The sequence below is a fragment of the Bradyrhizobium sp. WSM4874 genome (assembly GCF_055811835.1).
The window spans coordinates 13622-32313 of the sequence record NZ_JBVVPR010000009.1; the positions used below are offsets into that span (position 1 = coordinate 13622).

An 18692-nucleotide genomic window follows, 5' to 3' on the forward strand; every position below is an offset into this window, starting at 1 on the left:
TTACTCGCTCCTTTTTGCCGGGGGCGCAGTGACGTCCCCCGTGAGATCGTAGGTCACCATGGTCTCGCCGGATTGCGGCCGCTCGAGCCAGTCCTTGTGGCGCATCGACAGATGCACGTCACGCACGCCGGCTTCCCAATGCTCGACCATGGCGACATGCGAGAAATCGTAATCCTTGGACGAGGATTCGTAATTCTTGCTGCGGTAGATCAGGTGCACCACGGTAACGGTGCTTTCGCGCGATACCTTGGCAAGGAATTCCACGGAAGGGTCGTTCTTGAGATAATCGGGCAATTTGGAAATCAGGTCACGCACGGCCCTGCGGGCGTTGTGCACCTGTTTGTTCTTGTCGGTGTTCATCCGCGTGCGGCTGGAGAAGCGGATGTCCTTCTCGCGCTCGGTCGCCTCGAGCAGCGATGTCGGCAGATCGCCGCGGGCGCTGAACAGGTCGATCTGGAAGATCAGGAGATCGCGGTCGGTCTCGGCGTCCAGCACATAGTCGAGCGGCGTGTTGGAGGCGATGCCGCCATCCCAATAATGCTCGCCATCGATCACGACGGACGGAAAGCCGGGCGGCAGCGCGCCGGAGGCCATGATGTGCTCGGGGCCGATTTTCTTGCCAAGCTTCCTGAACTCGAAATTGTCGAAATATTTGAAGTTGCCGGAGGTGACGCCGACCGCGCCGACTGACAGCCGCGTCTTCAGATCGTTGATGCGGTCGAAATCGACCAGACGCTCCAGCGTCTTCTTCAGCGGCGCGGTGTCGTAATAGCTCTCGGCCTGCGGGCTGCCGGGCGGCCAGAGCGGCGCGGGCGGAATGCGCGGCGTGAAGAAGCCGGGCACGCCGAAGGTCGCGATCAATGCGGCGCTGGTCGAGTTGAACAACTCGCGGCTATGGTCGCTCTTGCCGATCGGCTTCCACGGCACCGGCGCGGAGACCATCTCCCAGAATTCCTTGAGCCGCTTGACGCGCGTCTGCCCTTCGTTGCCGGCGATCATCGCGGCGTTGACCGCGCCGATCGAGATGCCGGCGACCCATTCCGGCTCGAAGCCGGCATGGCAGAGCGACTGATAGGCGCCGGCCTGATAAGAGCCGAGCGCGCCGCCGCCCTGGAGGACCAGGACACGTTGCGCGTTCGCGGGGATTGTTGCGACTTCCGGGCTATGATCAGTCATGCAGAAACAATAGCAGATGGCGAGCGACCGTGGCGACAGTCTGCCGCGGCGTCAATGCATCCCGGGATCAAGTCTGGCTTATCGAGAGTCCGTCGAGGCCAGGATCATGGTCCAGAACACCTTGTATTTGGTGCCGGGAGCATAGCCCGCCGCGATGCCCAATTTTGTGACACCGCTCTTGAGCATGTTGGCGCGGTGCGGGGGCGAGTCGCGCCAGCCGGAAAACGCTTCCGCCAGTGTATGATAGCCGGCCGAGACGTTCTCGACCGCAACGATTGCCGGATAGCCGCCGGCGCTGAGGCGCTTGGCCAGCGGCGCGCGGACGTCATGATCCATCTTGTTGGCCGCCGCCATGGCCTGGGACTGGGATTCGGCGAGCCGCATCAGTTCGGGGTCGATCACGACGATGCCGAGCCCGTTGTTCTGGCGGTATTGCGAGATCATGATCGCCGCCGCCTGCGCATCGAGTTTGGCGCCCGGGACGGACATATCGGCATACATGGACGGCTGCTGGACCGGCGCTTCGTTGCCGGCGCAGCCCGCGAGCAGCAAAGTGATGAGTATTGCGGCCGCGGCGCGCATGAACAGGAGCCCCCAAATCAGGGGCCGTTGTTGCATACCAACCGTGGCTGAAAGGTGAATATTGAAGAAAATCGTCGAAGTCGTTCCGGGGCGATGCGAAGCATCGAACTATGGTGCGCAATTGCGCACCTGGGAATCTCGAGATTCCGGGTCTGGTCCTAGGGACCATCCCGGAATGACGGAGATCTAGCCCGCAAATATCCGGTAGCGGCGGGGCTCGAGGCCAATCGTGTCGCCGGCGCGCAGTTCCCGACCACGAGGCGCATCGATCTCGATCGTTTGCCCGCCTGACAGTGCCACCTCGGCCCGCTGCACGGGACCGAAATTCCGGACATGCTGCACGGCCCCCTCGAAGGCGCCGCTGCCGGGCGGGCCGACCAGCATGTCGTGTCGCCGCACGAAAAGTCTTGACGCGCCAGGCGCAAGGCCATCTGCCGCGAGCCGCAGCGGCCGGTCGCCGAGCGTGATGAGACCGTCGGCGATCAGGACCGGAAGCTCGATGGATTCGCCGATGAAGCCGTGGACGAAGGCGGTCGCGGGGCTCTCATAGACGTCATCGGGCGAGCCGATCTGCTCGATCTTGCCCTTGTCCATCACCACGACGCGGTTGGCGACTTCGAGCGCCTCTTCCTGGTCATGGGTGACGAAGATCGAGGTGACGTTGATTTCGTGGTGCAGCGAACGCAGCCATTTGCGCAGCTCTTTGCGCACCTTGGCATCAAGCGCACCGAAGGGTTCGTCGAGCAGCAGGATGCGCGGCTCGATCGCGAGCGCGCGGGCTAGCGCGATGCGCTGGCGCTGGCCGCCGGAGAGCTGGCTCGGATAGCGGTCGGCGAGCCAGTCGAGCTGCACGAGATCCAGCAGCTCCTTGACGCGCACACGGATGGTCGCTTCGTCCTTCCGGATCGCGCGCGGTTGCACGCGGAGCCCGAAGGCGACGTTCTCGAACACCGTCATGTGGCGGAACAGCGCGTAGTGCTGAAATACGAATCCGACGTGCCGCTCGCGCGCGCCCTGCGCCAGCGCGTCCTCGCCGTTGAAAGACACCTCACCGGAATCGGGCCAGTCGAGCCCGGCGATGATCCGCAGCAGCGTGGTCTTGCCGGAACCTGATGGACCGAGCAGCGCGAGCAGCTCGCCGTCGTTGACCTTGAGGTCGACGCCGTCGAGGGCTTTGAAGCTGCCGAACTTCTTGACGAGATTCCTGACTTCAATGCTCACTTGCATCATGTCCTTCGTCGAGGTGACTTTCGAGAACGGTCTTGGTGATCAGCGTGATCAGCGCCAGCATCGCGAGCAGCGAGGCGATCGCGAACGCCGCGACGAACTGGTATTCGTTGTAGAGAATCTCGACCAGGAGCGGCATCGTGTTGGTCTCGCCGCGAATATGGCCGGAGACGACGGAGACCGCGCCGAACTCGCCCATCGCGCGCGCATTGCAGAGCAGTACGCCGTAGAGCACGCCCCATTTGATGTTGGGCAGCGTGACGCGGAAGAAGGTCTGAAGGCCCGAGGCGCCGAGCGAGATCGCGGCCTCCTCCTCCTGCGTGCCCTGCTCCTGCATCAGCGGGATCAACGCCCGCGCCACAAAGGGGAAGGTCACGAAGGTGGTCGCAAGCGCGATGCCGGGCACCGCGAACAGGATCTGGATGTCGTGATCCCTAAGCCAGCTGCCGAAATAGCCCTGCGCGCCGAACAGCAGCACGAAGACGAGGCCCGAGATCACCGGGCTGACCGAGAACGGCAAATCGATCAGCGTGATCAGGAAGGTCTTGCCCGAGAATTCGAATTTTGCAATCGCCCAGGCCGCGACCAAGCCGAAGACGAGATTGAGGCCGACGGAAATTGCCGCAACCAACAGCGTCAACTTGATTGCGGACAGCGCCTCCGGGTCGGCCAGCGCGGCGAAATAAGCGAGGACTCCCTTCGAGAACGCCTGCGCGAACACCACGACCAGCGGCAGCACGACGAAGACAGAGAGAAAGGTCATCGCGAGCGCGATGATGACGATGCGAACCGCCCTCGGTTCGGTGTGCAGGTTGTCCCGCGCGGCCGCCGCATGAGCGCGTGCCTTGGCGTCGGGGGCCGAGAGTTGGACGGAATCTGCGATCTGCATCGTCATGATCCGCCCTCAGCGTACCGGAATCCGGCTCTGCGCCCAGCGCTGGAGCCGGTTGACGGCGAAGATGATGACGAAGGATACGACCAGCATGACCACCGCGATGGCGGTCGCATCGGCATAGCGGAATTCGGACAGGCGGATCACGATCAGCAGCGGCGCGATCTCGGAGACGTTGGGCAGATTGCCGGCGATGAAGATCACCGAGCCGTATTCGCCGACCGCGCGTGCGAAGGCGAGCGCGAGCCCGGTGAGCAGCGCCGGACCGAGTGAGGGCAGGATCACGCGAATGATGGTCTGCCAGCGGCTCGCGCCAAGGCTGCCCGCGGCTTCCTCGATCTCAGGATCCAGATCCTGGAGCACCGGCTGCACCGTGCGCACCACGAACGGGATACCGATAAAGATCATGGCGACGAAGATGCCGACCGGCGTGAACGCCACCTTGATACCGGCCGCCGCGAGCGGCGCGCCGAGCCAGCCCTTCTCGGCGAACAACGCGGTCAGCGCGACGCCGGCGACCGCCGTCGGCAGCGCAAAGGGCACGTCGACGATGGCATCGAACAGCCGCCTTCCCGGAAAGCGGTAGCGCACCAGCGCCCAGACGATGATGCTGCCCATCACGAGATTGACGCAGGCCGCCGCGAAGGCGAGCCCGAAGGACACGCGCAAGGCATTCAGGGTGCGGCGGCTGGAGAGGATGTTCCAGAACTGCTCGGGGCTCAACTCGAGGGATTTCAGGAAGAGGCCGGCGAGCGGAATCAGGATGATGATCGACAGCCAGGACAGCGTCAGTCCCATCGTGAGACCGAAGCCTGGCAATGTCCGGCGTCGTGCTACGATTGCGCTCACCAGGCCCCCTGTTTAAGCCCCGTCGACAGCGCCCGATCAGTTCTTGTAGATCTGATCGAAGACGCCGCCGTCGGCAAAATGTTCCCTCTGCGCCTTGGTCCAGCCGCCGAAAAGTTCGTCGATCGTGAACAGCTCGACCTTCGCGAAGGAGCTTTCGTGTTTTTTAGCGATCTCGGGATCGCGCGGACGATAGAAGTTGCGCGCCGCGATTTCCTGACCTTCCTTGGTATACCAATATTGCAGGTAGGCGTCGGCGGCGTTGCGCGTGCCTTTTTTATCGGCAACCTTGTCGACGATCGTCACCGGCGGCTCGGCCAGGATCGAGAGCGGCGGCGCCACGATCTCGAATTTTTCCGGACCGAATTCCTTGAGCGCGAGGTACGCCTCGTTCTCCCAGGCGAGCAGCACGTCGCCAACGCCGCGCTCGACGAAGGTCACGGTCGCGCCGCGCGCACCGGTGTCGAGCACCGGCACCTGCTGATACAATTTGCCGATGAAGTCCTTGGCCTTATCGGCCGAACCGTACTTCTTCTGCGCAAAGCCCCAGGCCGCCAGATAATTCCAGCGCGCGCCGCCTGACGTCTTCGGGTTCGGCGTGATCACGGCGACGCCCGACTTGAGCAGATCGCCCCAGTCCTTGATGCCCTTCGGATTGCCCTTGCGGACCAGAAACACGATGGTCGAGGTATAGGGCGACGAATTTTGCGGCAACCGCTTCTGCCAGTCAGCCGTCGTGAGGCCTTTGCCCGCGATGGCGTCGATGTCGTAGGCGAGCGCGAGCGTCACCACATCGGCCTGCAATCCGTCGATCACGGCGCGCGCCTGCGAACCGCTGCCGCCATGCGACTGCTTGATCTCGACGCTCTTGCCGGTTTCCTTCTGGTAGGAATTCGCGAACGCCTTGTTGAACTCGACATAGAGCTCGCGCGTCGGATCGTACGATACGTTCAGCAGATTGATGTCAGCGGCGAGAGCCGAGCTTGCCAACAAGCCTGTCACGAGCAGTCCTGCCGCGAGCGGAACGATACGACGCATCATGTCCATCTCCATTCACATCAATGACGGCGGCGTCATCGATGGCAGGCATAACTCGGGGCGAAACGCGCTTAAGTCAACGGAACCGGATTTTCTTGTTCGTAGCCGGGCAGCGTAACTTTGCTACGAAGTCTTCATCGTGTGGATGCCGCATTCCGTCTTGGCCCGGCCGCGCCAGCGACCGGCACGCTCATCCTCACCTTCGGCCGTTCTGCTCGTGCAAGGCATACACCCGACCGACAGGAATCCCGACGCAATCAGAGGATGACGCGGCAATTTGGCGCGGGCGAAGATCGCCTCGAGTTCCTCGCGCGAAACATTGGCAAAGGGATTGAACTTCAACCGCGCACCATCGTCCTCGACCACCGGGATGTCGGCGCGCGAGTTGCCCTGGAAGCGCTTGCGGCCGTTGAGCCAAGCGTCGAACGGTTTCAGCGCCCGCGCCAACGGCTCGACCTTTCGGATACGGCAGCAGGCGTCGGGATCGGAGAACCAGAGGTCGCGTTCGGGATCTTCGCGCGACAGCGTCTCCTCGGCGGGCTTGATCGAGCGGACGTCCTTCAGGCCCAGCGTCGCGATCAGCGTGTCGCGATAGGCCAGCGTCTCCTCGAACAGCCAGCCGGTGTCGAGGAAGATTACCGGGATGGCCGGATCGACATCGGCCATGACCTTCAGCAGCGTCGCCGATTCCGTGCCGAAGGACGACACCAGCGCGAGCTTGTCGCGCCCGACCGTCTTCAGCGCAGCGGCGATGATTTCGGCGGGCGAGGCATCGCGCAAGGCGCGATCGAGCTCCTCCGCCGAAGGCAGCGCAGTGACGGACGTCGAAGCCTGAGGCGCGACTACGTTCACGTGCCGACACCCTCGGAATGACGCAGTTGCATGCGCCGGTGCAGCGCCGTGATGCGGCCGTCACCGGTGGGCTGGTAGAATACCGAGTAGCGCTTCGCGGTCTGCATGAAGGCTTCGGCGTCAGCCTGCTTCTTGACGTCGAAGGAATCGAAGCCCGCGCGCAGCATGAACACGAACTGGTCCCGCAGGATCTGGCCCGTCGCACGCAATTCGCCGCGGTAATTGTAGCGTTCGCGCAGCAGCCGCGCCTGGCTGTAGGCACGTCCGTCGCGGAAGGTCGGGAACACCAGCGCGACGACCGCGATCTTGCCGAGGTACGGCACCAGCTCGGCGATGTCGCGATTGTTCGGCCAGATCACACCGACCTTGCCGGTCCGCCTGAGCAACGCGTCGGCGTCGCCGACGAAGCGCTCCGCCGGCACCAGGATGTCGCCGCCCTCGGGCAGCGGCGTGTCGACCGCGAGCTTGACGAAGCCGTCGTCGGCGATCTTTCCGCCGTTAACGAGTGGCATAAACGCGCTCCTTGAAAGGTTCGACGCCGAGGCGCTTTACGGTGTCCATGAACAGCTCTTCAGGCCGCTCGCGTAGCGCCAGATAGGCTTCCACGATGTCCTCGACGACGTCGGCGACCTCGTCGAACTTGACGCCGGGGCCGATCAGATTGCCGAGTGCGGCACTCTCGTCGGCGCGACCGCCGATGGTGATCTGGTAGACCTCCTCGCCGTTCTTCTCGACGCCGAGAATGCCGATGTGGCCGACATGATGATGGCCGCAGGCGTTGATGCAGCCGGAGATGTTGATGTGCAACCGGCCGATCAGATTGGCGAGCTCGTGATTGGCGAAGCGCCGCGTCAATTCCTGCGCGATCGGGATCGAGCGCGCATTGGCCAGCGAGCAATAGTCGAGACCCGGGCAGGCGATGATGTCGGTGATCAGATTGACGTTCGGCGTTGCCAGCCCGAGCTTGTCGAGCGCTTTCCACAGCGCGGGCAGGTCGCGCTTGGCGACATGCGGCAAAGCGAGGTTCTGCTCGTGTCCGACGCGGATCTCACCGAACGAATATCTGTCGGCGAGATCGGCGAGCGCATGCATCTGCTCGGCGGTAGCATCGCCCGGAGGCGCGCCGATCGGCTTCAGCGAGATCGTGACGATGGAATAGCCCTGGACCTTGTGCGGGGCGACCGAGTTCTTGCGCCATGCCTCGAAATCGGGATCGGCCGCGGCCTGCCGCAGTTCGTCCGGCATGTGCGGAAGCTTCTCGTAGGCGGGATAGCTGAAGCGCGAACGGATGTCCTCGACAACCTCGTCATCGATCTGGAGCGAGGAGTTGCGGATGTGCTGCCACTCCTCCTCGACTTCGCGCGAGAACTTCTCGATGCCGAGCTCGTGCACCAGGATCTTGATGCGCGCCTTGTAGATGTTGTCGCGGCGGCCGTACTGGTTGTACACCCGTAGGATCGCCTCGATGTAGCTGAGAATGTCGCGGCCATGCACGAAGTGCTTGATGGTCTTGCCGATGAACGGCGTGCGCCCGAGCCCGCCGCCGACCAGCACCTCGAAGCCGGTCTCGCCCTTCTCGTTCTTGATCAGCTTCAGCCCGATGTCGTGGATCTTGATCGCGGCGCGGTCGTGGTCCGACGCGGTGATCGCGATCTTGAACTTGCGCGGCAGGAACGAGAATTCCGGATGCAGCGTGGTGTGCTGGCGGATCAGCTCCGACCAGATGCGGGGATCCTCGATCTCGCCGGGCGCCACGCCGGCCCACTGGTCCGAAGTGACGTTGCGCATGTTGTTGCCGGAGGTCTGCATCGCATGGATGCCGACTTCGGCAAGATCGGCCAGCGCGTCCGGCAATTCGGCAAGCTTGATCCAGTTGAACTGGATGTTCTGCCGCGTCGTGAAATGGCCGTAGCCACGGTCGTATTTGCGCGCGACGTGGGCGAGCGCGCGCAGCTGGTTCGACGCCAGCGTCCCGTAGGGGATCGCGACCCGGAACATGTAGGCGTGCAGTTGCAGATAGACGCCGTTCTGCAGCCGCAGGATCTTGAACTCGTCCTCGGTGAGCTCGCCGGACAGGCGGCGCTTCACCTGGTCGCGGAATTCCGAGACGCGCTCGTTGACGAGCGTGCGGTCGATTTCATCGTAAGCGTACATGCGAGAATGCCTTAAACCTGGACCGGCTGTCCGATGGTCACACCGGTGCGGCGGATCTGTTCGCGCAGATTGCCGGGTTCGATCCTGCCGTCCGCACCGACCTGTACCGGCGCGATATAGGGACCGATCGCGCCGACGTCATCGGCAACGGACTCCGCAAGCAACGCTTTCGCCTCGTCGGAGTTGCGCACGATCGCGGCTTCCGACAGCTCCGCGGACCAGCTCTTGGCGGCGGTGCGGTAAACCACGATGCCGTCCCAGGTGCGGTTGGCGGTCACGACCGAGGGACCGGCGATTTTGATCTTCTTCTGTTCAAGCGGGGAGGTCATTCGGCTGCATCCAATAGGTCAGAGATGATTTGCTTTGGGGTTTGGCGGCGAAGCGAGCCGGCATGCCGGACCACATCGCCGATGATGAGAATGGCGGGGCCGCCATTTGTCCGTCGCACCAGTTCGGGCAGGTCGCGCAGCGTACCGATCGCACCTTGCGCATCGGGACGCGTGACGCGGGCGAACACGCCGACCGGCGTCTCCGGCGAACGGCCGGCGGCCAAGAGGCCGGCGCGTACGGCCGGCGCAGCCGTCATGCCCATGTAGACCACGACGGTCATCCTGGCGTCGGTCAGCGCCGACCAGTCCACGACTTCCGCGTCGCGCGCCTTGTGCGCGGTGAGGAAGGTGATGCGGGTTGCTTCGTGACGATAGGTAAGCGGCACCTCGAAATCGGCGGCGCCGCCGAGGCCTGCAGTGATGCCGGGAATGATCGAATAGGCAACGCCGGCCGCACGCAACGCTTCGACTTCTTCGCCGCCGCGGCCGAACACGAAAGGATCGCCGCCCTTCAGCCGCACTACGCGCTGGCCGGATTGCGCAGCCTCGATCATGCGCTTGTTGATGGCGTCCTGACCGATGCCGGGCTTGCCGACGCGGCGACCGACCGGCACGCGGCTGGTGTCACGGCGGATGCGGTCGAGAATTTCAGGCGAGACCAGCTCGTCATGGAAGACGATGTCGGCATCCTGGAGCGCGCGCAGCGCCTTGATGGTCAGCAAATCCGGATCGCCGGGACCGGCGCCGACCAGCGCGACCGAGCCCTCCGGCTTGTCGGCTCGCGCGAACGCGGATGGATCGGAAATCGCCTTGAGGGCGGCTTCGGCCTCACCCTTGCGGCCCGCAAGCAGGGATGCGCCGATCGGGCCGTCGATGACGCGCTCCCAGAAACGGCGGCGCAGCGGAAACTCGGCAATACGTTCGTTGATGGATTTGCGGAAGCCGCCGATGAACTCGGCCAACTCGCCGATCCGCGCCGGCAGCAGTGCCTCGATCTTTTCGCGCACGCGCCGCGCCACCACCGGCGACGTGCCGCCGGTGCCGACGGCGACCACGACATCGCCGCGATCGACGATCGCCGGGAAGATGAAGCTCGAATGCTCGAGATCGTCCATGACGTTGACGGGCAGGCCGAGCGCCTTGGCGCGGACCGACATCGCCACGCCGACATCGCCTGCGCCGGCGCAAACGACGGCGATGATTCCCGAGAGATCGGCGGTCAGTGGATCGGTGGCCGCGACGTCGATACGCGCGGCGTCCTCGGAGCCCAGACCCAGGTCCTGATTGCCGTCGATCGCATGCACGCGAATGCGCGCACCGGCGGCTGCGAGCACGCGCAGCTTGGCGCGCAGAAGCTCACCCGCGCCGATGAGAACCACCGGACCGTCCTTGAGATCGAGGAACACCGGCAAGAACCGCATACGATACTCGCTCCCCCCAGATCCGGGGTTGACTGGAATTATTTTCTATATATGTGTCGTTTCGAGCGCGCAAAGAGAAAATTTTTTCTTCTCCCTTGCGCCGCAACTATAGAATTTTCGCCTTCAAACGCAAAGTGGCAGAGATGCATCTTCTCAAGGACAATTCCACTGCTGTCGGCTGGGGCAGCCCGGCCGCCGCCGAGCGCGCGCGCACGCAAGAATTTTCTGCTGACCTTGCCCCGAGCATGGACCATCTCGACCAGCTCGAGGCCCAGAGCATCTACATCTTCCGCGAAGCCTTTGGCCGCCTCAAGAAGATCGCCCTGCTGTGGTCGCTCGGCAAGGACTCCAACGTCATGATCTGGCTGGCGCGCAAGGCCTTCTTCGGCCGCCTGCCGTTCCCGGCCCTCCATGTCGACACCGGCAAGAAGTTTCCGGAAATGTATCGCTTCCGCGATCACTACGGCAAGGAATGGGATCTCGATCTACGTGTCGAGCCTTGCCCGCCGATTGATGCCGTCGACCCAACGCTGCCGCCCGCCGCACGTTCCGCCGCGCGCAAGACCGAGGGCCTCAAGATGGCACTCGCCAAATACGGTTTCGACGGCCTGATTGCCGGCATCCGCCGCGACGAGGAGGCGACGCGTGCCAAGGAGCGCGTGTTCTCGCCGCGCGGCTTGGAGGGCAATTGGGACGTGCGCGACCAGCCGCCGGAGTTCTGGGATCATTTCAACGCCTCGCCGCCGCAGGGCGCGCATTTGCGCATCCATCCGATCCTGCATTGGACCGAGTCCGATATCTGGGCCTACACCAAGCGCGAGAACATCCCGATCATCCCGTTGTATCTGTCGCAAAGCGGCAAGCGCTATCGCTCGCTGGGTGATCAGGACATCACCAATCCGGTCGCCTCAAACGCGTCGACTATCGACGAGATCCTGATCGAACTCGAGCAGACCAAGGTGCCGGAACGTTCCGGCCGCGCCCTCGACCACGAGACCGAGGACGCTTTCGAGCGCCTGCGCGTGGCCGGCTACCTCTGATCAAGGACGCGAGCGCGATATGAACATGATCGTCACCCCCGCTTCGCCCGCCACCCCGAACGGCACGACGCGACCGCAGGTCCGCATCGTCATCGTCGGCCATGTCGACCATGGCAAGTCGACCTTGGTCGGCCGCCTGCTGCACGAGACCGGCAGCCTGCCCGACGGCAAGCTCGAGATGCTCAAAGCCGTCAGCGCGCGGCGCGGCATGCCGTTCGAATGGTCGTTCCTGCTCGACGCGCTGCAGACCGAGCGCGACCAGGGCATCACCATCGACACCACGCAGATCCGCTTCCGCACAAATTCGCGCGACATCGTGCTGATCGACGCGCCCGGCCACGCTGAATTCCTGCGCAACATGATCACCGGCGCCTCGCAGGCCGACGGCGCGGTGCTGATCATCGACGCGCTCGAAGGCGTGCGTGACCAGACAAGGCGGCACGGCTATCTGCTGCATCTGCTCGGCGTGAAGCAGGTCGCGGTCGTCGTCAACAAGATGGACCGCGTCGACTTCGCCGCCGAGCGCTTCAAGGAGATAAGCGACGAGATCTCGGCACATCTGCAAGGCCTCGGTGTGAAGCCCACGGCCGTGATCCCGATTTCCGCCCGCGACGGCGACGGCGTCGCCGAGCGCACCGATCGGATCGGCTGGTACAAGGGCCCCACCGTAGTCGAAGCGCTTGACAGGCTCGAGCCGGCACGGCCGCTGGAAGCGCTGGCGCTGCGGCTGCCGGTACAGGCGATCTACAAATTCGACGATCGCCGCATCGTTGCGGGCCGGATCGAATCCGGCAGCTTGGTTGCCGGCGACGAAATCGTCATCATGCCGGCCGGCAAGATCGCCAGGATCAAGACGGTCGAGAGCTGGCCGGTGACGCCGGTCGCAGGCCGACAGGGTGCGGGCCGCTCGGTCGGCATCACGCTCGACCGCGAGCTGTTCCTCGAACGCGGCGATATCATAGCGCATACGAACAGCGCGCCGCGCGAGACGCGGCGGCTGCGCGCGCGGATCTTCTGGCTGCACGACAAGCCGCTGGCCAAGGGCGACCAGCTCCTGGTTCGCTGCGGACCGAAGGAAAGCCGTGCCACCGTCGTCGCCATCGAGAAGGCGGTCGATCCCGGCGAGTTGTCGAGCGTCGAGAACAAGGCAATCGGCCGCAATCATGTCGGCCAGATCGACATTTCCCTTTCGAATCCGATTGCCACCGACCCCTACACGGAAAATCCGCGCACCGGCCGGCTCGTGATCGAGGTGTCCGGGCGTATCGCCGGCGGCGGTCTGGTGCTGTCGGTCGATGCCGGCCAGCGCGCCCTGCCCGTCGACATCGTGCCGGTGGAATCCGCGCTGCGGCCCGACGAACGCTCCGCGCGCTATCGTCACAACGGCGCCGTGGTCTGGCTCACCGGCCTCCCCGCCTCCGGCAAGTCGACGCTGGCCAAGGCGCTGGAGCGGCGGCTGTTCAGCAATGGCGGCTCGCCGATCCTGCTCGACGGCGATACGCTGCGCGCCGGCCTCAACAGCGACCTCGGCTTCTCCGCCGCCGATCGCAGCGAGAACATCCGCCGTCTCGCCGAAGTGGCGACACATCTCGCCCGCAACGGCCACATCGCCATTGTCGCCGCCGTCTCGCCCGCCCGCGAGGATCGTGCCACCGCGCGCCGCATCGCCGACACTTCGTTTCGCGAGATTCACGTCGCGACACCGGCCGGAATCTGCGAGGAGCGAGATCCCAAGGGCCACTACAAGAAGGCCCGCGTCGGCGCGCTCGCGTCGTTCACCGGTATCGGCAACGACTACGAGCGGCCTGAGGCCGCCGAGCTCGTGATCGACACCTCGACGCGGTCGGTCGCCGAGGCGGCGGACGAGATCGAACAGATGCTCAAGACGACCGGCGTGCTGTTCGACGAAGTCGTGGACCTCGCCGCGAATATTTGAAGCCGGGCTGCTGCCCCGCTGTCGTCGCCCGGCTTGACCGGGCGACCCAGTATTCCACCGACAGCAGTGATTCAGCCGAGAGGCCGCGGCGTACTGGATTCGCGGCCTTCGCGGGGAATGACACCGTGCGTGCGCCCCCACCCCGCCTTGACATTTTGACAACTTTTGGGGGGCCTTCTCACGGCCCCGATTTTGGGGCTAATAAGACCCCGAAAGCCGCTCCTTGGAGCGCATTTTGCTGCTGTCGGGTCAAAAGCAGCCAAAAACCGCCATTTCCAACAAGAAAGCCCATCATGAAACGCGTCGACGCCCACGGATTGAAGATCGCTCCCGTCCTGTTCGATTTCATCGCCAAGGAAGCGGCCCCGAAGACGGGAATCGCGCCGGATGCGTTCTGGGCCGGGCTTGCCGCCATCATCAAGGAGCTGGGGCCGAAGAACCGCGCGCTGCTGGCGGAGCGCGACACGCTGCAGGCCAAGATTGACGACTGGCACCGCGCCAACAAGGGCAAGGCGTTCGACCTCAACGCCTATACCGCGTTCCTGAAGGAGATCGGCTATCTCGTGCCGGAGCCGGCGACGCAGAAGGTCGAGACCGCCAACGTGGACGAGGAGATCGGCAAGATCTGCGGTCCGCAGCTCGTCGTGCCCCTGACCAATGCGCGCTACGCACTCAACGCAGCGAATGCGCGCTGGGGCTCGCTCTATGACGCCTTCTACGGCACCGACGCGATCCCGCACGATCCATCCGAGAGCGGCAAGGGCTACAACAAGGCGCGCGGCGACAAGGTGATCGCAAAAGCGAAAGCGTTCCTCGATGCCGCCGTGCCGCTGGCGACCGGCAGTCACACCGACGTCACCGCCTACAGCGTGGTCGCAGGCCAGCTCGCGGTGAAGCTGAAGAGCGGCAACGCCACCGCGCTGAAGAACGCCGCGCAATTCGCGGGCTTCCAGGGCGACGCAGCCGCACCGAGCGCGGTGCTGCTCGCCAACAACGGCCTGCATGTCGAGGTGAAGATCGACCGCAGCAGCGCGATCGGCAAGGACGATCCGGCCGGCGTCGCGGACATGGTCATGGAGTCCGCGGTCTCAACCATTCTCGACATGGAAGACTCGGTCGCGGCGGTCGATGCCGAGGACAAGGTGCTGGTCTATCGCAACACGCTCGGCCTGATGAACGGCACGCTGTCGGCCGATTTCGAGAAGGGCGGCAAGACGCTGACGCGCTCGCTCAATGCCGACCGCAGCTACAAGACGCCTGACGGCAAAGGCGAGGTCAAGCTGCACGGCCGCAGCCTGCTCCTGATGCGCAATTGCGGTCACCACATGTTCACCGACGCGGTGCTGGACGACAAGGGCGAGGAGATTCCGGAAGGCTTGCTCGACGCCGCCGTCTCCGGGCTTCTCGCCGTCCATGACTTGAAGGGCAACTCCAGGGTCAAGAACAGCCGCACCGGCTCGGCCTATATCGTCAAGCCGAAGATGCACGGCCCCGACGAGGTGTCGCTGACCTGCGAGATCTTCGATCGCGTCGAGAAGATGCTGTCGCTGCCCGAGAACACGCTCAAGGTCGGCATCATGGATGAGGAGCGGCGCACCACCGTCAACCTCAAGGCCTGCATCCAGCGCGCCTCCAAGCGCATTATGTTCATCAACACCGGCTTCCTCGACCGCACCGGCGACGAGATCCACACCTCGATGGAGGCGGGGCCGATGATCCGCAAGAACGAGATGAAGGCGCAGGCCTGGATCAAGTCCTATGAGGACTGGAACGTCGATATGGGCCTGATCTGTGGCCTGCCGGGCCATGCCCAGATCGGCAAGGGCATGTGGGCGGCTCCCGACAAGATGGCGGACATGCTTACGCAGAAGCTCGCCCATCCGCAGGCCGGTGCCACCACCGCCTGGGTGCCCTCGCCGACCGCGGCGACGCTACACGCGCTGCACTATCACCAGGTCAACGTCACCGCGCGCCAGCAGGAGCTCGCAAAGGCCGGGCCGCGCGCAAAGCTCGAGGACATCCTGACCATCCCGGTGTCGAAGTCGAACTGGGCGCCCGATGACGTCAAGCAGGAGATCGACAACAACTGCCAGGGCATCCTGGGCTATGTCGTGCGCTGGATCGACCAGGGCGTCGGCTGCTCCAAGGTGCCTGACATTCACGACGTCGGCCTGATGGAAGACCGTGCCACCCTGCGCATTTCCAGCCAGCACCTCGCCAACTGGCTGCACCAGGGCGTCATCACCGAAGCCCAGGTAATGGAATCGCTCAAGCGCATGGCGGTCGTCGTCGACAAGCAGAATGCGGGCGATCCCATCTACAAGCCGATGGCGCCCACCTTCGACGGCACAGCCTTCAAGGCGGCTAGCGACCTCATCTTTAAAGGACGCGAGCAGCCCAACGGCTACACCGAATACATCCTCACCGCTCGCCGCCGCGAGGCCAAGGCGGCGGGGTAGGCCCCTAATAAGCGAGCACCAGAAGCCCCGGCTCGCGCCGGGGCTTTTTTGTTGGAGCAGTAGCGCGGCTAGAACACTGCCAGATATTTCAGCAGCGAGACGATGCCGATGATGATGACGACAACGCGCGCGATCTGCTTGGCGCGGCCGTCCATCGGCAGCATGTTGATGAGGTAAAGTACGAGAATGACGACGAGAAAGGTGACGAGGACGCCGACCAACATTGTTAGGACCCCCATTAGGCCAGTTGCTGACGCTTCTTAACGCACAACTCCCGCGCCGGTTCCATTGAGGCAACCCTCTGCAACTTCTAGTAATTCCGTACTTCTACCGTCAGTCGGCCTGCCTAAAACTTTACCCTTTTCCTTTCAGATGCAGTCACCGTTTGGGCCCTGAGCCACAAACGGCATGCGATTGCCTGGTCTTGCGTGCCCCTTTTTTCCGATGTTGCCGGGGGCGACTTCACGAACTTTGTAATGGGAATTGGGGGACTTCGATGCTGAATCGTCTGACCGTATCCGCGCTGCTGAAGGCGGTGATCGCGATCACATCGATCTGCGTGGTGATCGCACTCTCGCTCACCGCCTACGAGTCCTGGGATCGCCTGAAGACCGCCAACCGCATTTCGCAGATCGCCGACACGTCCGCCGATCTGTTCAAGGCGATGCACAATCTACGCACCGACCGCTCGACCACGGTCCGTCTCCTGAACGCGACCGATCCGATGGACGGCGAAATCGAGAAATATCTGCGCGCCCTGCGCGATGCCCAAATGCCCGCCATGGCGCGCGCGCTCCAGCTGCTGCCCAGTATGGACTTCCCGCAGTCGGGCACTCTGGTACCGGAGCTCGCGCGTCTGTTCAAATTGCTGACCGAAGAGCAGAAGCAGTTCTGGGAGGATGTCGCCAAGCCGAAGGACCAGCGCCGCGCCAGCCTGCCCAAGGAATACATGGAGACGACGCAGGGCCTGCTCGACACGCTCGACAAGCTCTCGAACACCTTAGCCGCCACCGTCAATCACCTGGACGCCGCGATCGACCAGCTCCTGTCGATCAAGCAGAACGCCTGGCTGCTCCGCAACACCGCGGGCGAGGCGTCGCTGATCGTCTCGACCGGACTGGCCGCCGGCAAGATCACGCCGGAAGGCCGCTACGCTTATACCCAACATGTCGGCGGCACGAGCGCGATGTGGAAGGCGCTGGAGTTGTCGACGTCCGGCATGCAGTTGCCGGCGGGGCTCGCTTCCGCGATGGCCTCCGCCAAGACCTCCTATTTCGAGCCGCAATATCTGGCCTTGCGCGACCGTCTCGCGGACGCGCTGGTCAAGGGTGAGAAGCCAGAGATGACGGCGAACCAATGGAGCCCGCTCACGGTCGGCCGCATGGCGAGTGCGGTCGCAGTTGCGGAAGGCGCGCTCGATGCTGCCAAGATCCATACGCAGGAGCAGCGCGGCGCCGCAGAGCGCGCACTGATCGTGCAGCTGACGCTGCTGGCGCTCGCCGTGGGGCTTGCCGTCGGCGCGATCATGCTGGTCAATCGCCGCGTCATCACTCCGCTCAACACCATCCGGGATGCTATGCTGAAGGTCGCCGGCGGCGACCTTGCCGTCGATAGCGGCTATCTCGATCGCAACGATGAGATAGGCGCGCTTGCCGGCGCGCTGGAGACCTTCAAGCAGCAGGCCAACGAGAAGCTCAAGATCGAGGCGCAGGAGCGCGAACGCCATGCGGGCGCCTCCGCGCGCCAACGCGCGGTCGAGACCTATGTCGGCGAGTTCGAGGGGGCGGTGCGCAAGACGCTCGGCGAATTGAGCGAAGCCTCCGGCGAAATGCGCAAGACCTCGGGCGATCTCTCCGCGGTGTCGCGGCAGACCAACGACCGCGTGCAGGTCGCGGGCAAGGCCTCCAATGACGCCTCCATGAGCGTCGACAGCGTCGCCGCCGCAGCCGAAGAGCTCAGCGCCTCGATCAACGACATCAGCCAGCAGGCCGCGCATGCCGCGGGCATCGCCAGCCGCGCCGTGACCCAGGCGCGGGACACCGACGGCACGGTGCAGGGACTTCAGAAGTCGGCCGGCCGCATCGGCGAGGTCGTCGGCCTGATCAACACCATTGCGCAGCAGACCAATTTGCTCGCGCTCAACGCCACGATCGAGGCGGCCCGCGCCGGCGAAGCCGGGCGCGGCTTTGCCGTGGTCGCCTCCGAGGTGAAGTCGCTGGCGAGCCAGACGGCCAAGGCGACCGAGGAGATCTCCGAGCAGATCGCCGACATCCAGAAGGTCGCGGGCGACGCCATCAGCGCGATCCAGACCATCGGCGGCATCATCGGCGAAGTTAACGAGGTCGCGACCGCAATCGCCGCCGCCGTGCAGGAGCAGGGGGCGGCCACGCAAGAGATCACCCGCAGCACCCAGTTTGCGGCGCAGGGCACCAAGAACGTCTCGGACAACATCACCGGCGTCAAATCCGATGCTGACGCTGCTGCCGCCGCCGCCGACAACGTAAAGCACGCCTCCGAGATGCTGGAGAGCCAGAGCCGCCAGCTCGGCCATGAGGTCAGCGACTTCCTCGGCAAGATCCGCGCGGCGTAGAATGGGCCGTTAAAGAGAGCCGCGCCCACATCCTCGGTGTGGGGGGGGGGGGGGGGAGGGGGGGGGGGGGGGGGGGGAGAAAAACCCCCACCCCCCCAGTGGGGGGATATTTGGGCCCCCCAAAAGGCACGGGGGGGGAATAAAAAAAAA

Annotated in this window: 16 protein-coding genes; 4 read left to right on the forward strand and 12 right to left on the reverse strand. The window is 64.3% G+C overall.

What is annotated here, in order from left to right; genetic code table 11:
* The 11 genes from AC0L3P_RS11580 to cysG form a co-directional block, all read right to left on the reverse strand.
* Positions 1–1176: a DUF3734 domain-containing protein gene (locus tag AC0L3P_RS11580; RefSeq protein WP_473301931.1), complete on the reverse strand. Its 1176-nt coding sequence runs from the start codon at positions 1174–1176 to the stop codon at positions 1–3.
* 78 nt (positions 1177–1254) lie between these two features.
* Positions 1255–1758 carry a CAP domain-containing protein gene (locus AC0L3P_RS11585; protein WP_473301932.1) on the reverse strand — a complete coding sequence of 168 codons (504 nt, stop codon included), beginning with the start codon at positions 1756–1758 and terminating at the stop codon, positions 1255–1257.
* A 186-nt stretch (positions 1759–1944) separates the two neighbouring features.
* On the reverse strand, positions 1945–2979 hold the full coding sequence (locus AC0L3P_RS11590) for a sulfate/molybdate ABC transporter ATP-binding protein (RefSeq protein ID WP_473301933.1): 1035 nt from the start codon (positions 2977–2979) through the stop codon (positions 1945–1947).
* A complete protein-coding gene (gene cysW, locus AC0L3P_RS11595; RefSeq protein WP_473301935.1) occupies positions 2969–3880 on the reverse strand; it encodes a sulfate ABC transporter permease subunit CysW in 912 nt (303 codons plus the stop codon). Before cysW ends, AC0L3P_RS11590 begins: the two co-directional genes overlap by 11 nt.
* Positions 3881–3889: 9 nt before the next feature.
* A complete protein-coding gene (cysT, locus tag AC0L3P_RS11600; protein ID WP_210351243.1) occupies positions 3890–4696 on the reverse strand; it encodes a sulfate ABC transporter permease subunit CysT in 807 nt (268 codons plus the stop codon).
* A gap of 66 nt (positions 4697–4762) precedes the next feature.
* The gene (locus tag AC0L3P_RS11605) at positions 4763–5776 is read right to left on the reverse strand and encodes a sulfate ABC transporter substrate-binding protein (RefSeq protein WP_473301936.1); all 1014 of its coding nucleotides are present in this window, start codon (positions 5774–5776) and stop codon (positions 4763–4765) included.
* Between the two features lie 108 nt (positions 5777–5884).
* The gene (locus AC0L3P_RS11610; RefSeq protein WP_354209464.1) at positions 5885–6613 is read right to left on the reverse strand and encodes a phosphoadenylyl-sulfate reductase; all 729 of its coding nucleotides are present in this window, start codon (positions 6611–6613) and stop codon (positions 5885–5887) included.
* The gene (locus tag AC0L3P_RS11615; RefSeq protein ID WP_354209466.1) at positions 6610–7125 is read right to left on the reverse strand and encodes a DUF934 domain-containing protein; all 516 of its coding nucleotides are present in this window, start codon (positions 7123–7125) and stop codon (positions 6610–6612) included. Before AC0L3P_RS11615 ends, AC0L3P_RS11610 begins: the two co-directional genes overlap by 4 nt.
* Positions 7112–8767: a nitrite/sulfite reductase gene (locus AC0L3P_RS11620; RefSeq protein WP_354209468.1), complete on the reverse strand. Its 1656-nt coding sequence runs from the start codon at positions 8765–8767 to the stop codon at positions 7112–7114. Before AC0L3P_RS11620 ends, AC0L3P_RS11615 begins: the two co-directional genes overlap by 14 nt.
* An 11-nt stretch (positions 8768–8778) precedes the next feature.
* On the reverse strand, positions 8779–9096 hold the full coding sequence (locus tag AC0L3P_RS11625) for a DUF2849 domain-containing protein (RefSeq protein ID WP_354209469.1): 318 nt from the start codon (positions 9094–9096) through the stop codon (positions 8779–8781).
* A complete protein-coding gene (cysG, locus tag AC0L3P_RS11630) occupies positions 9093–10517 on the reverse strand; it encodes a siroheme synthase CysG (protein WP_473301937.1) in 1425 nt (474 codons plus the stop codon). The genes AC0L3P_RS11625 and cysG overlap by 4 nt, the downstream gene beginning before the upstream one ends.
* Positions 10518–10762: 245 nt before the next feature.
* Here cysG and cysD point away from each other — a divergent pair, with 245 nt between their 5' ends.
* The 3 genes from cysD (at position 10763) to AC0L3P_RS11645 (ending at position 15952) form a co-directional block, all read left to right on the forward strand.
* Positions 10763–11557: a sulfate adenylyltransferase subunit CysD gene (cysD, locus tag AC0L3P_RS11635; RefSeq protein ID WP_473302086.1), complete on the forward strand. Its 795-nt coding sequence runs from the start codon at positions 10763–10765 to the stop codon at positions 11555–11557.
* Positions 11558–11576: 19 nt separating this feature from the next.
* Positions 11577–13493 carry an adenylyl-sulfate kinase gene (cysC, locus tag AC0L3P_RS11640; protein WP_473301938.1) on the forward strand — a complete coding sequence of 639 codons (1917 nt, stop codon included), beginning with the start codon at positions 11577–11579 and terminating at the stop codon, positions 13491–13493.
* Positions 13494–13786: 293 nt separating this feature from the next.
* A complete protein-coding gene (locus AC0L3P_RS11645; RefSeq protein ID WP_354063016.1) occupies positions 13787–15952 on the forward strand; it encodes a malate synthase G in 2166 nt (721 codons plus the stop codon).
* A gap of 68 nt (positions 15953–16020) precedes the next feature.
* Here the strand turns inward: AC0L3P_RS11645 and AC0L3P_RS11650 are convergent, their stop codons facing one another.
* On the reverse strand, positions 16021–16176 hold the full coding sequence (locus AC0L3P_RS11650) for a Thivi_2564 family membrane protein (protein WP_007599832.1): 156 nt from the start codon (positions 16174–16176) through the stop codon (positions 16021–16023).
* 272 nt (positions 16177–16448) lie between these two features.
* Here AC0L3P_RS11650 and AC0L3P_RS11655 point away from each other — a divergent pair, with 272 nt between their 5' ends.
* On the forward strand, positions 16449–18542 hold the full coding sequence (locus AC0L3P_RS11655; protein ID WP_473301940.1) for a methyl-accepting chemotaxis protein: 2094 nt from the start codon (positions 16449–16451) through the stop codon (positions 18540–18542).
* Positions 18543–18692: the final 150 nt, after the last annotated feature.